This window comes from Peptoniphilus vaginalis, from assembly GCF_900176605.1.
Lineage (GTDB): Bacteria > Bacillota > Clostridia > Tissierellales > Peptoniphilaceae > Peptoniphilus_A > Peptoniphilus_A vaginalis.
On sequence record NZ_FXLP01000005.1, the window covers coordinates 370303 to 382430 of the forward strand.

Annotated in this window: 13 protein-coding genes; 10 read left to right on the top strand and 3 right to left on the bottom strand. The window is 32.0% G+C overall.

Translation table 11 applies throughout. From position 1 onward, the window contains the following. The first annotated feature begins 59 nt into the window (after positions 1-59). Genes CAN42_RS06590 through ilvD form a run of 5 tightly spaced genes read left to right on the top strand, consistent with a single transcriptional unit; the run spans position 60 to position 5264 of the window. Positions 60-440, top strand: coding sequence for an ATP-binding cassette domain-containing protein (locus tag CAN42_RS06590; RefSeq protein ID WP_085876027.1), 381 nt, complete (start codon positions 60-62; stop codon positions 438-440). Further along, on the top strand, positions 437-2098 hold the full coding sequence (ilvB, locus tag CAN42_RS06595) for a biosynthetic-type acetolactate synthase large subunit (RefSeq protein ID WP_085876028.1): 1662 nt from the start codon (positions 437-439) through the stop codon (positions 2096-2098). The genes CAN42_RS06590 and ilvB overlap by 4 nt, the downstream gene beginning before the upstream one ends. A 4-nt stretch (positions 2099-2102) precedes the next feature. After that, on the top strand, positions 2103-2585 hold the full coding sequence (gene ilvN / locus CAN42_RS06600; RefSeq protein ID WP_062571276.1) for an acetolactate synthase small subunit: 483 nt from the start codon (positions 2103-2105) through the stop codon (positions 2583-2585). A gap of 11 nt (positions 2586-2596) precedes the next feature. Continuing rightward, positions 2597-3592, top strand: a complete 996-nt coding sequence (gene ilvC, locus CAN42_RS06605) for a ketol-acid reductoisomerase (protein ID WP_085876030.1) — start codon at positions 2597-2599, stop codon at positions 3590-3592. A gap of 7 nt (positions 3593-3599) precedes the next feature. Then, complete coding sequence (ilvD, locus tag CAN42_RS06610) at positions 3600-5264, top strand: dihydroxy-acid dehydratase (RefSeq protein WP_085876031.1); 1665 nt, start codon at positions 3600-3602, stop codon at positions 5262-5264. Between the two features lie 80 nt (positions 5265-5344). Here the strand turns inward: ilvD and CAN42_RS06615 are convergent, their stop codons facing one another. Genes CAN42_RS06615 through CAN42_RS06625 form a run of 3 tightly spaced genes read right to left on the bottom strand, consistent with a single transcriptional unit; the run spans position 5345 to position 7724 of the window. Beyond that, on the bottom strand, positions 5345-6058 hold the full coding sequence (locus tag CAN42_RS06615) for an ABC transporter permease (protein ID WP_085876032.1): 714 nt from the start codon (positions 6056-6058) through the stop codon (positions 5345-5347). Between the two features lie 9 nt (positions 6059-6067). Next, positions 6068-6823, bottom strand: coding sequence for a hypothetical protein (locus CAN42_RS06620; RefSeq protein WP_085876033.1), 756 nt, complete (start codon positions 6821-6823; stop codon positions 6068-6070). Positions 6824-6827: 4 nt separating this feature from the next. Next, entirely contained in the window at positions 6828-7724 is an 897-nt protein-coding gene (locus tag CAN42_RS06625; protein ID WP_085876034.1) for an ABC transporter ATP-binding protein, read from the bottom strand. Positions 7725-7858: 134 nt separating this feature from the next. Here CAN42_RS06625 and CAN42_RS06630 point away from each other — a divergent pair, with 134 nt between their 5' ends. The 5 genes from CAN42_RS06630 (at position 7859) to lgt (ending at position 12116) form a co-directional block, all read left to right on the top strand. Next, complete coding sequence (locus CAN42_RS06630) at positions 7859-8563, top strand: response regulator transcription factor (protein ID WP_085876036.1); 705 nt, start codon at positions 7859-7861, stop codon at positions 8561-8563. Beyond that, complete coding sequence (locus CAN42_RS06635; RefSeq protein WP_085876038.1) at positions 8557-9867, top strand: sensor histidine kinase; 1311 nt, start codon at positions 8557-8559, stop codon at positions 9865-9867. The genes CAN42_RS06630 and CAN42_RS06635 overlap by 7 nt, the downstream gene beginning before the upstream one ends. 112 nt (positions 9868-9979) lie before the next feature. Continuing rightward, positions 9980-10705 carry a YebC/PmpR family DNA-binding transcriptional regulator gene (locus CAN42_RS06640; RefSeq protein WP_085876039.1) on the top strand — a complete coding sequence of 242 codons (726 nt, stop codon included), beginning with the start codon at positions 9980-9982 and terminating at the stop codon, positions 10703-10705. Next, positions 10705-11364 carry a deoxyribose-phosphate aldolase gene (gene deoC, locus CAN42_RS06645; protein WP_085876041.1) on the top strand — a complete coding sequence of 220 codons (660 nt, stop codon included), beginning with the start codon at positions 10705-10707 and terminating at the stop codon, positions 11362-11364. Before CAN42_RS06640 ends, deoC begins: the two co-directional genes overlap by 1 nt. Further along, on the top strand, positions 11361-12116 hold the full coding sequence (gene lgt / locus CAN42_RS06650) for a prolipoprotein diacylglyceryl transferase (protein WP_085876043.1): 756 nt from the start codon (positions 11361-11363) through the stop codon (positions 12114-12116). The genes deoC and lgt overlap by 4 nt, the downstream gene beginning before the upstream one ends. Positions 12117-12128 lie beyond the last annotated feature (12 nt).

Sequence of the window (12128 nt, forward strand, 5' to 3'; positions counted from 1 at the left end):
CTGGTTTGTCCAGTAAAGAGGGTACATATCACTTTTTGCGAGATTTTGATTTTTATTATATGAAAGATAAGAAGTACAAAGTTTTATCTGCTGGAGAAAAGCAAAAGGTATTGATCTTAAGAAGTTTAATTGCAAGACCTGAGATATTAGTTTTAGATGAACCCTGTGCAAGTCTAGACTTGTACCAAAAAGAAAAAATTTTAAATTTTATTGAGGATATAAAGACTAATTTAATTTATATAAGTCATGACATATCAGAAATATTACCAACCATTACTCACGTTGTCCTAATTAAGGATGGAAGAATATTTAAAAAGGGGAAAAGGGAAGAAGTGTTAACAGATAAAAATCTTTCAGAACTTTACGGTTTGAATTTAAATATAGAATTCCCAAGGGATGAAAGACCAATAATACATGTGTTAAGGGGTGAAGGAAAATGAAAGTTAAAGGCTCGGAGATTATTTTAAAAACTTTAATAGATGAAGGTGTGGATACCCTTTTTGGTTATCCTGGTGGCTCTGTAATACAAGTTTTTGATTCTCTCTATGACTACAGGGACAAAATAAAATTAATTAGGACAAGTCATGAACAAGGGGCTGCTCATGCTGCTGATGGTTTTGCAAGATCCACTGGCAAGGTTGGAGTTGTTATTGCAACTTCAGGGCCTGGAGCTACAAATATTGTGACGGGAGTAGCCACTGCCTTTATGGATTCAATTCCTCTTGTTTGCATCACAGGAAATGCAAGCAGGAAATTAATTGGAAAGGATTCCTTTCAAGAAATAGACATAGTTGGTATTACAATGCCAATTACAAAACACAATTTTATTGTAAGAGATGTATCTCAACTTCAAGAAACAATTAGAAAGGCTTTTAAAATTGCAAACTCTGGAAGGAAGGGACCTGTACTTATTGATATTCCATCAGATGTAATGGCAGATTTTACTTATTATGAACCAAAAGAAAAATTAAGTGAAAAAAATAACTTCGATATAAAAGAAGAGGACATATTAAAAGTTGCTAATTATATTAACAACTCAAAGAAACCAATTATTTACTGTGGAGGTGGTGTAACAGCCTCGGGAAGTTTTAAAGAACTTAGAAAATTAATTCAAGAATCTAACATTCCAGCTTGCAACACAATAATGGGGATTGGCGTTCTTGGATATGAAGATGAATTAAATCTTGGGATGCTTGGAATGCATGGGAGGTATAGCACTAACCAGGCCATTGACGAGTGCGATTTACTAATAGCTTGTGGAGTTAGATTTTCTGATAGGGTTGCACTTAATACAGAAAAATTCGCAAAAAACGCATATATAATTCATATCGACATAGATAAGTCTGAAATAGATAAAAATATTTTTACACATTTTAGCTTAATTGGAGATGTAAAGGAAATATTAACTAGGCTCTTACCTCATATTAATTCAATGGAGAGAAGAGATTGGATAAGTAGAATTAATGAATTAAGAAAAAACGACTACGTCCCAAAATCTTCTGAAGACGAGATTAAACCTCATCAAGTAATAAAATATATTTCAAAGACACTTGGGGAAGATTTGATTTTTGTTACTGACGTTGGTCAACATCAAATGTGGACTGCCCAGTACTGTGGAAGAACACATCCGAGATCTTTTTTGACAAGTGGTGGACTTGGGACTATGGGATTTGGGTATGGTGCAGCCATAGGAGCTAAAGTTGGAAATCCTAATAGACCTGTGGTTCATATTACAGGAGATGGTTCCTTTAATATGAACTTTAACGAGGTCATAACAGCTGTTAATAATCATGTAAACATCATAACAGTTGTGTTGAATAACAGTGCTCTTGGAATGGTAAGACAGTGGCAGCATATCTTGTATAATGATAGATTTTCAGGAACAAATATGGTAAGTGGTCTTGACTACGTTAATCTCTCAAAAGCTATGGGTGCAGATGCCTATTCTTGTAAGAGTTTTAATGAATTTAAAATTTCTTTTGAGAAGGCAATAAGGGCAAATAAACCCGTTGTGATTGAAGTTGAAATAGATAAGGATGAATTAGTATTGCCAATGATACCAGCAGGTGGTTCTGTTGAGGATGTGATAATGGAGTGAAGAGATGAAAAGTTTAAGCACAATAAATATTCTAGTTTACAATAATGCAGGCATTCTTACGAGAATTTCATCTATTCTCGCAAGGAGAGATTTCAACATTGAAAGTATTAATGCTGCTGTTGTCAATAAAGACGATAACAAGACAAGGATCATTGCCACAATATCTGAAGAACCTGATTCAGTTAGGCAAGTTGTAAATCAAATTGAAAAACTAGAAGATGTAATTAATTTGGAAATTATGAATAATGAAAACTTCATATCTCGTGAGATGCTATTAATTAGACTTGAAATTTCTAGCGGAGATTATTTGGAGTTAAATGCACTGACTAATTTGTATGGTGCAAAAATTGTTGATTATTCTTCAGAAAATTTATTTTTAGAATTGACTGGGGATAAGAAAAACTTAGATGATTTTTTAAAAATTATTTCTAAGTATAAAGTAGTTGATGTAATAAGAACTGGTATAACAGGAATCAAAAAATTTTAGGAGGAAAGAAAATGATAAAAAAATATTATGACAAAGATTGTGACTTATCTTTATTAAGTGGAAAGACAGTAGCTATAATGGGTTTTGGATCTCAGGGTCATGCTCATGCAATGAACTTAAAAGAAAGTGGAGTTAATGTAATCGTTGGACTTAGAAAATCTTCTAAGTCAAGAAAGATGGCTGAAGAATTTGGTCTAGAGGTAATGGAAGTTGCCGAAGCTGCAAAGAGAGCAGATATTGTTATGATGTTAGTTCCTGATGAAGTTTCTGCAGATATATATAATAATGAAGTTGCACCAAACTTAAAAGCTGGAGATACACTTATGTATGCTCATGGATTTAACGTTCATTACAATCTTGTTAAGCCAGCTGAAGGAATTGATGTGTCTATGGTTGCACCAAAGGGACCAGGTCATACTGTTAGAAGTCAATACGAACAAGGATATGGTGTTCCTTCACTTGTTGCAGTCTATCAAGATGCAAGTGGCAAGGCCAAGGATGTAGCTCTTGCTTATGCATCTGCCCTTGGAGCAGGAAGAGCTGGAATTTTGGAAACTTCTTTTAAGGAAGAAACTGAGACAGATTTATTTGGTGAACAAGCTGTTCTTTGTGGTGGCGTAACTGAACTTATGAAGGCAGGATTTGAAACTCTTGTTGAGGCAGGTTACGAACCTGAAATGGCATACTTTGAATGTATCCATGAAATGAAGTTAATTGTTGATATGATAGTTGAAGGTGGATTTGCAAATATGAGAAATTCAATTTCTAACACGGCTGAGTATGGAGATTATCATGCTGGTAAAAAAATCATAGGAAAAGAAACTCGTGATAATATGAAAAAAGTATTAGATGACATTCAATCCGGTGCCTTTGCAAGTGAGTTTATGCAAGAATTTAGTGGTGGAAGAAAAATCCAATTCTTAACAACAAGGAGAAGGGAAGCAGAACATCAACTTGAAAAAGTTGGTGGAGAACTTAGATCAATGATGACTTGGTTAAAGAAGTAGGTCAAGCATGAAGTTAAATAGTGAAGAAGTATTAAAAGGACCAGAGAGAGCGCCAAATAGGTCTCTCTTCTACGCCCTTGGATATACTAAAAAACAACTTGAGAGACCTCTTGTTGGAATAATTTCTGCTTATAGTGAGATTGTACCAGGACATATGTATCTTGATAAGGTTGCAGATGCTGTAAAGATAGGAGTATTAATGAATGGAGGAACGCCAATTACTATTCCATCAATTGGAGTATGCGATGGCATAGCCATGGGTCATCTTGGAATGAAGTATTCTCTTCCAAGTCGTGACTTAATCGCAGATAGTGTAGAGACTATGGCAATTGCCCATGGACTTGATGCCCTTGTTCTAGTTCCCAATTGTGACAAGATAGTGCCTGGTATGATTATGGGTGCTCTTAGATTAAATCTTCCAACCATACTTGTTAGCGGTGGACCAATGCTTGCTGGGAAAAATAATAAAAAAGAAATTTCTCTTTCTTATGCCTTTGAAGCTGTTGGTGCCAACAAGGCTAACTTGATAAGTGATGATGACCTATATGAAATTGAAAAATCAGTTTGTCCAACTTGTGGATCTTGTGCAGGGATGTATACTGCCAACTCAATGAACTGCCTTTCAGAAGCGATAGGTTTAGCCTTGCCAGGTAATGGCACAACCCCAGCAGTCTATTCTGAAAGATATAGAATTGCAAAAGATTCAGGATTTGAAATTATGGAACTACTTAAGAAGGACATCAGAATAAAGGACATAATAACTGATAGGTCAGTTAGGAATGCAATAGTTTGTGACATGGCCCTAGGTTGTTCTACTAACACCGTTCTCCACCTCTTAGCAATTGCATCTGAAGCTGGACTTGATGTAGACCTTAACTTGTTTAACGAAATAAGCGAAAAAGTTCCAAACTTGTGTCATCTTGCTCCAGCAGGACCTCATCACATGGAAGACTTATATTTAAGTGGTGGAATAGGGGCAGTGCAAAAGGAACTTCTAAAGGGAGATTTTCTCGATAAAGATGTTATAACAGTGAGTGGAGAAAAGCTTTCTAATAATTTAAAAAGTGTCGAGATTAAAAGTCATAACGTTATTAGACATTTAGAAAATCCTTATTCAAAGGTTGGTGGCTTAGCAATTTTATTCGGTAACATTGCAAGAAGAGGTTGCGTTGTAAAAAGATCTGCTGTAGACGAAAGTATGTTAAGACACTCTGGACCAGCAAGAGTTTTCAATTCAGAAGATGATGCTATTAAAGCTATTTATGGAAGAAAAATAAATAAGGGTGATGTAGTTGTAATTCGTTATGAAGGACCAAAGGGAGGTCCTGGTATGAGGGAGATGCTTAACCCGACATCAGCTCTTGCAGGTATGAAGCTTGACAAGGAGGTAGCACTTATAACTGATGGTAGGTTTTCTGGAGCATCAAGAGGAGCATCAATAGGTCATGTATCTCCTGAAGCCGCCCTTGGTGGCGAAATAGGAATTATTGAAGAAGGAGATATTATTGAAATAGATATACCTAAGTATTCAATAAATTTAAAAATTTCTGATGAGGAGTTAAAGAAAAGAATGGAAAACTTTAAACCATTAGAAATAAATAAGGTTTCAGGATGGCTCGACAGGTACAGAAGATGCGTTACAAGTTCAGACAAGGGCGCAATTCTAAAATAAAAATTTTTTATTAACTTAATAAGATTAATAACTTCATAGGATATAAAAGGGTAGGCCTAAAATTGGACCTACCCTTTTTCTTATTCATATTTTAATAATTTATTAGACAGTTTTGTAAAGATTAAGATTTCAATTAACGAAAACAAAAACATTTTTATCCCTTCAACTTTATTTATTAAGTCAAAATGATTTGTCGCCATAGCCAGCTTGCTTGAAGCAATAATATTTTGAAATAGTGGCAATATATTTTGTGCCACAATACCAAAGCCAAAAATTGAAATCAAGACTGACGCAAGAACTATTAAGCCTAGAGATTTTATTTTTAAACTAAGATAATTCATTATCGCAATTATTGGAATAGAAGATAGAATGCTTATTCCGATGTAGTAGATGTATAATCCTAAGCTTTCAATATTAAAACCACATATAAATTTGCCACTTAATACAAATAGTAATAAAAAATATATTTGAGTGAAGGCTATTATGATAAAGGCAATAAAAGACTTTGCCCTGATGAAATTTATATTTTTAATAGGACTTGTTCTTATTAATTTTAAGCCAGCCTTATGTTCAACTGACCAAAGGCTTGAAACTATTATGGATATAAGGGGGATTATAAAAAACGTAAAGTAGAATAAAGATGTTTGAGTCCAAAGACTTTCCAATTTGTTTTTTAAGATTTCTTGATTTAGTAAATAATTTATAGTCCCAAAAATATTTGCGAGCAAGGGAATTATTAATACTGTAGTTAAGAGTGAAAACAATTTTAATTTTTTAAATTCTATTTTTAACATTTATGCCTCCTATATGTCCTTAGAGAGTGTAAATTTATTAAGTCTTGTGATGTAAATTAGACTGAGGATTATATAAATTAAGCTTACTAACAATGTGAGATAATTTATATTATTCATAGTCTGTGTGTATACTTGTCCATCTTTTACATAATTTATATTCAAGATAGTAGCAAGGAGTCCAAAGGGATTTATTTGTGATAATACTTTTGATGTTAGCATAGTAATTATTCCAGACATTGCTCCAACAATTGAAAAGAAGAGGGAGAAATAAATTTTTTTACTTTTAATTTCAATTATTGTGAAGATCAATAGCATAGAAATGTTAATTGATAAAGTTGTTAAAAAGTAAATCACTATTCTTTTTATTACCTCTATATCTAAGTCAAAGTTTATATTTTTACTTGCTAAAAATATTATTATCAACCACTCAATAATTTGTAGTAAGAAAACTTTTATTGACAAGTTTTTAATTTTATCCAATAAAATTTTCTGAACTTTTAAACCAAGGCTCATTTGCATTTGCCACATATTATTTTTTTCTTCAATCTCAATTACTTTTTTAACAAGGGATGATAGGGCGATGGGATTAAAAAATAAAGAGATTGCTAGATAGGAATCTAATATCCTTGCAAGGGGATACTGGTTAGTTTGAAAGTCTTTTGTCTTGAAGGCTATAAGGATTGAAAATAAATGTATGGCAAATAAAATTAAAATTGTTAAATTTAATTTCAGCCCCTTATTCTTTTTTATTTCTAAGTTTTTCATAGGATCACCTTGCACTTGTTTCTTGAATAAATAACTTTTCAAGACTTTCTTTTCTTTTTTCGACCCTATAAATATCGACAACATTGACAAGATTTTTTATTATTCTTGCAACTTCTTCTTTACTTTTATTTCCAAGAACTAAATAGTCGTTAACAATATTTGACTGAGGAAGATCTAATAACTTTGATGCCTTAAGATTATCTGAAGTTTTTAAAACAATCACTGGTGGATGGAGGTCCCTATAGTCTCTTAAAGAACCAGTGTAAGTTAAGGACCCATTTTTAAGTATGCCAATGTGAGTCGATATTTTTTCAATTTCATCTAAGATATGTGAAGAGATTAAAATGCTAGTATTAGAATTTTTAACGATACTCTTGAACAAGTCTCTCATCTCTTCAATACCATAGGGATCAAGTCCATTAATAGGCTCATCTAAGATTAAAAATTTTGGATTTCCAATAAGGGCTATGGCAATACCTAGTCTTTGTTTCATACCCAGTGAAAACTCTCTGACCTTTTTGTCTTTACTTTTTATTAGTCCAACATCTCTTAAGGTTTGATCAATCATATTTTTATTTATATTTTTCATGTCACAGATAAGATCTAAGTTATCATAGGCTGTGAGGTGGTCATAAAAGGACGGGGCTTCGATTAATGAACCTAAATTCTTATTTGTTTCTTTTTGATTTTTTTCATTTACTTCTTTTCCATACAAGCTTATTTTTCCAGAATCTTTTTTAACTAAACCTAGAATAGACTTCATAAGGGTGGACTTGCCAGCACCATTGGGCCCAATAAGTCCAAAGATACTTCCTTCTTGGATTTCTAAATTTACATTCTTTAAGACTGTGTTTTTGTCATAGGATTTCGTAAGATTTTCAATTTTTAAAATATTTGTCATGATATTCTCCTTTCTCAAATTCAAAATGATTATAAAAAATGGAAATAACTTAGAGATTTTAAGTAGATTACTTTTACATCACATTTTAAAAATTAAAATTTTTATGTGATAAAATTGCTTTAAAGGAGAAAGAAATGAATATTTTTAGAGATGCAAGCATTTTATTAGTTGATGACGAGTCTTATTTGATTGATAGTATGTACAAGTTTTTAAAGAACAAGGGATACCAAAAGATACTCACAGCAAAAAATATTGCAGAAGCAAGATTTAAACTTAATAACAATAAAGTTGATTTAATGATATTAGATATAATGCTCACCGATGGGAGTGGCTTTGACTTATTAAAGGACCTTAGAAAGAAGTCAAGCCTACCTGTAATTATATTGTCAGCCTTAAGTGGTATTGATGACAAAAAAGAAGGTTTCGATTTAGAAGTAGACGACTATATAGTAAAGCCTTTTTTGCCTGAAGACCTCTTGTGGAGAATAGAGGCAGTGCTTAGGAGAACTTATCAAAATAAAAATGAAAAAATTATCTTATCAGGTGGAATTATTTTTGATAGAGAGAGGGCAATGCTAATAAAGAATGAAGAGGATATACAATTGACGGCAAAACAATTTAAAATTTTAGATTATCTTGCTACTAATTTAAATAAAATTGTTTCAATAGACCAAATATTAGAAAAATGTTGGGAAGATAGCTTTGGTTACGAAAACACGTTAATAACCCACATCTATAGACTAAGGGATAAGCTTGAAACAGATCCTGCAAATCCAAAAATTCTTATTACAGTAAAGGGATTGGGCTACAAGTTACTTGGGGATAATAAAGAATGTTAAATTATTTTTTAAAAAAACTAAAGAAATTTGTTTTATTTATATTAATTTTATTAGTCTTAATGATTTTGAGTTTAATTGGAAATTTTTATACAAGTTTTAAATTTTCAAAAAAATATACAGAGCCAAGCAATGTATTTGAATTTGTAGAAAATAATAAAGAGGAAAATAAGGCTGAAGAAATTTATTTTACAGAGGAAAATAAGAAATACTTAGAAGATAAAAATATTTGGGCAATAAGAATTGATAAAAATGGACAAGTTGTTGAGAGCTTTAACAAGCCTAAAGAAGTTAAAAATAAATTTGAAATAAGTGATATTGTTAGGTTTACAAGGTATTACTTAAATGATTATCCTGTCTTTACTTTTGTAGTAGATGATGGAGTATTAGTTCTTGCTTATCCAAAAAATTCTTTAGATAAGTTTCCCTTTAATTATTATTCTTATGAATTAGCAAAGATAAACTTCCTTATTTTACTTATTAGTATTCTCTTCTTCGCTCTACTTGTTTATGTATTTTATGTTTATGAAGTTAAAAGTATTTTTAAAAAATTAAACCCACTTCAAGAAGCTATCAATAATGTTTTTGATGAAGATTATAAGGGACTTGAAGAAGAGGGAGAGTTAAAAGAAATTTCTAAAACAATTAATGAAGCAAATGAGAAATTTATTAATCTTAAAAAAAGCCAAGCAAGTTGGCTCAGAGGAATCAGTCACGACATAAGGACTCCTCTCACAAAAATCTCTTGGGAGATGGAAGGAATCAAGACAAAAGAAAATTTAGATGAAGTCAAAAGAATTGAAGATCAAGTTATAAAAATAAGCAGAATTATCGAGGACTTAAATTTAACAAATAGCCTTGAGAACCTTAGCGACAAACATTTTGAGTATAGGGATCCAATCTCTGTTATAAGAAAGTTAATCGTAAATAGTTTAAATGAAAATCCTAATAAAGAAATTATTTTTGAAAATAAAATAAATAAAGAAATAAAAATAAAAATGGATAATCATTTATTTTACAGGATGCTAGAAAATATTTTAAACAACAGTATTAAATATGGAGAGGGGAAAATTTATATAAATTATGAGATTTTATATGACAGCTTGCTTATATCCATTACGAATGAAGGAAGTCCAATTGATTATAGTGTTATAAAAAGACTTAACGAAGAAAATCTATCCGATGTTCAAAGACATGGAATGGGCTTATTTGTATCAAAACAAATTTGTAACTTGCATAAGGGCGTGATGAAAATAGAAAATTATGATCAAGCTGTAAGTGTGTCTTTTATTTTTGATTTGAAATAAAAATAATGAAGTGATAAGCATCATCTTATGCCCATAATATTGACGATTACTAAAGTGATGTAATATAATAATCTATATGCTTAAAAATCGATTTATATAGAAAGGTGATTAGATGTCAGGACATTCTAAATGGAATAATATTAAAAATAAAAAAGGTAAGGAAGATGCAAGAAGAGGTAAAATTTTTACAAAACTTGCAAGACAAATAACTGTAGCAGCTAAGGAAGCTGGACTTGATCCAGATTACAATCCATCACTTAAGGTTGCTATTGATAAGGCTAAGGCAGAAAATATGCCTAATGACAACATAGAAAGAGCTATTGCTAAAGCTGGTGGTGGCGACAACGACGATAACTTTGAAGAAATTGTTTACGAAGGATATGGTCCAGGTGGGGTTGCTGTTATGGTTCACTGCCTAACAGATAATAGAAATAGAACTGCACCTGAAATAAGACATTTATTTGATAAATATGCAGGTAATCTTGGTCAACCAGGTTGTGTATCTTTTATGTTTGATAAAAAGGGAATACTTGGTGTCTTAAAAGAAGACTTTGACGAAGATGAGTTTACTTTAATTGCAATTGATGCTGGAGCAGAAGATGTAGTCGACAGGGGAGAAGCCTTTGAAATTATTACTGAGCCAGAAGACTATCACAATGTAAGAAAGGCTTTGGAAGATGAAGGTCATTCCTTTATTGAATCTGATATAACTTACATCCCTCAAACTGAAACTGCTTTAGCTGATGAAGATGATATTAAGAATATGGAAAAGTTAATTGATGCCTTAGAGGACAACGATGATGTAACAGATGTGTTCACATCATGGGAGAGAGATTAATGGAAATTAATAGGATTATTGACCATACATTATTAAAACCAGAATCTACAGAAGAACAAATTGAAAAAATAATAGAAGAAGCCAAAGAATATAATTTTTTCTCAGTTTGCGTAAACCCAGTGTGGGTTAAAAAATGTGCTGAAAGTTTAAAGGACACTGATGTAAAAGTTTGTACAGTTATTGGGTTTCCACTAGGTGCTAATACTAAAGAAGTTAAAGTTTTTGAAACAGAAAATGCTATAAAAAATGGAGCCAATGAAATTGACATGGTAATAAATATTGGACTTCTTAAGTCAAAAAAATACGACTTAGTTAAAGAAGAAATCCATGAGATTGCAAAAGTTTGTCATAATAATGGGACCCTTTTAAAGGTTATACTTGAAAATTGCCTTCTAACAAAAGAAGAAATTGTTAAAGCTTGTGAACTTTCAGATGAAGCCGGAGCAGATTTTGTTAAGACTTCTACTGGTTTTTCAACTTCAGGAGCAGATCCTGATGACGTTGCCTTGATGAGAAAATCTGTATCAGAAAGAGTAAAGGTTAAGGCTAGCGGAGGCATAAGAGACTACAAAAAATCCCTAGAAATGATTGAAAATGGAGCCGATAGACTTGGTGTGTCTGCCGGAGTTAATATTTACAAAGAAAGCAAGTCACTATGAATATAAATCCCGTTGCCTTTACAATTTTTGGATTAGAAGTTAAATGGTACGGAATTCTAATTGCTCTTGGAGTTTTCTTGGCTATCCTTATAACAGAGTCCATGGCAAAGAAGAAATCTTACAAAAATGGACTTTACAAGGATATTGCAAATGATGTTTCTCTATTTGCAGTTATAATTGGAGTCTTGGGAGCAAGGCTTTATTATGTAATATTTGAATGGGACTACTATAGTCAACATTTAAATGAAATCTTTGCAATCCGAAATGGTGGACTAGCAGTTTACGGAGGCATTATTGCCGGCGGTCTAACAATTTATATATTCACAAGAGTGAAAAAAGTAAATTTTTGGACTTTGACAGATTGTATTGCACCTGGTCTTGCCCTTGCCCAATCAATTGGCAGGTGGGGGAACTATATTAATGGAGAAGCTCACGGTGGAGTTACTAATGTGCCTTGGGCAATTTTAGTTGATGGACAAAGGGTTCATCCAACATTTTTTTATGAATCCTCTGTAAATTTTTTGATATTTTTATTTTTATATTTTTATCTTTCAAAAAAGCAAAAGTTTGAAGGACAATTAATATCTTTTTATTTAATATGCTATGGTATCGCAAGATTCTTTATTGAGGGAATGAGAACTGATTCTCTTTACATTGGTGCCTTTAGGGTTTCCCAACTTGTGAGTCTTGGACTTATTGTCTTTGGACTTGCCATAAGATTTATAGCAAAAAGTAGACAAGAGAATAAATGATTTTTAGACTAG

Excerpts from the sequence above, each read along its gene's own strand:
- CAN42_RS06640 (WP_085876039.1), top strand. The coding sequence starts at position 9,980 with ATGTCAGGACATTCTAAATGGAATAATATTAAAAATAAAAAAGGTAAG.
- CAN42_RS06630 (WP_085876036.1), top strand. The coding sequence starts at position 7,859 with ATGAATATTTTTAGAGATGCAAGCATTTTATTAGTTGATGACGAGTCT.
- CAN42_RS06635 (WP_085876038.1), top strand. The coding sequence starts at position 8,557 with ATGTTAAATTATTTTTTAAAAAAACTAAAGAAATTTGTTTTATTTATA.
- lgt (WP_085876043.1), top strand. The coding sequence starts at position 11,361 with ATGAATATAAATCCCGTTGCCTTTACAATTTTTGGATTAGAAGTTAAA.
- CAN42_RS06625 (WP_085876034.1), bottom strand. The coding sequence starts at position 7,724 with ATGACAAATATTTTAAAAATTGAAAATCTTACGAAATCCTATGACAAA.
- CAN42_RS06615 (WP_085876032.1), bottom strand. The coding sequence starts at position 6,058 with ATGTTAAAAATAGAATTTAAAAAATTAAAATTGTTTTCACTCTTAACT.
- ilvN (WP_062571276.1), top strand. The coding sequence starts at position 2,103 with ATGAAAAGTTTAAGCACAATAAATATTCTAGTTTACAATAATGCAGGC.
- CAN42_RS06590 (WP_085876027.1), top strand. The coding sequence starts at position 60 with ATGAAAGATAAGAAGTACAAAGTTTTATCTGCTGGAGAAAAGCAAAAG.
- CAN42_RS06620 (WP_085876033.1), bottom strand. The coding sequence starts at position 6,823 with ATGAAAAACTTAGAAATAAAAAAGAATAAGGGGCTGAAATTAAATTTA.
- ilvB (WP_085876028.1), top strand. The coding sequence starts at position 437 with ATGAAAGTTAAAGGCTCGGAGATTATTTTAAAAACTTTAATAGATGAA.
- ilvC (WP_085876030.1), top strand. The coding sequence starts at position 2,597 with ATGATAAAAAAATATTATGACAAAGATTGTGACTTATCTTTATTAAGT.
- deoC (WP_085876041.1), top strand. The coding sequence starts at position 10,705 with ATGGAAATTAATAGGATTATTGACCATACATTATTAAAACCAGAATCT.
- ilvD (WP_085876031.1), top strand. The coding sequence starts at position 3,600 with ATGAAGTTAAATAGTGAAGAAGTATTAAAAGGACCAGAGAGAGCGCCA.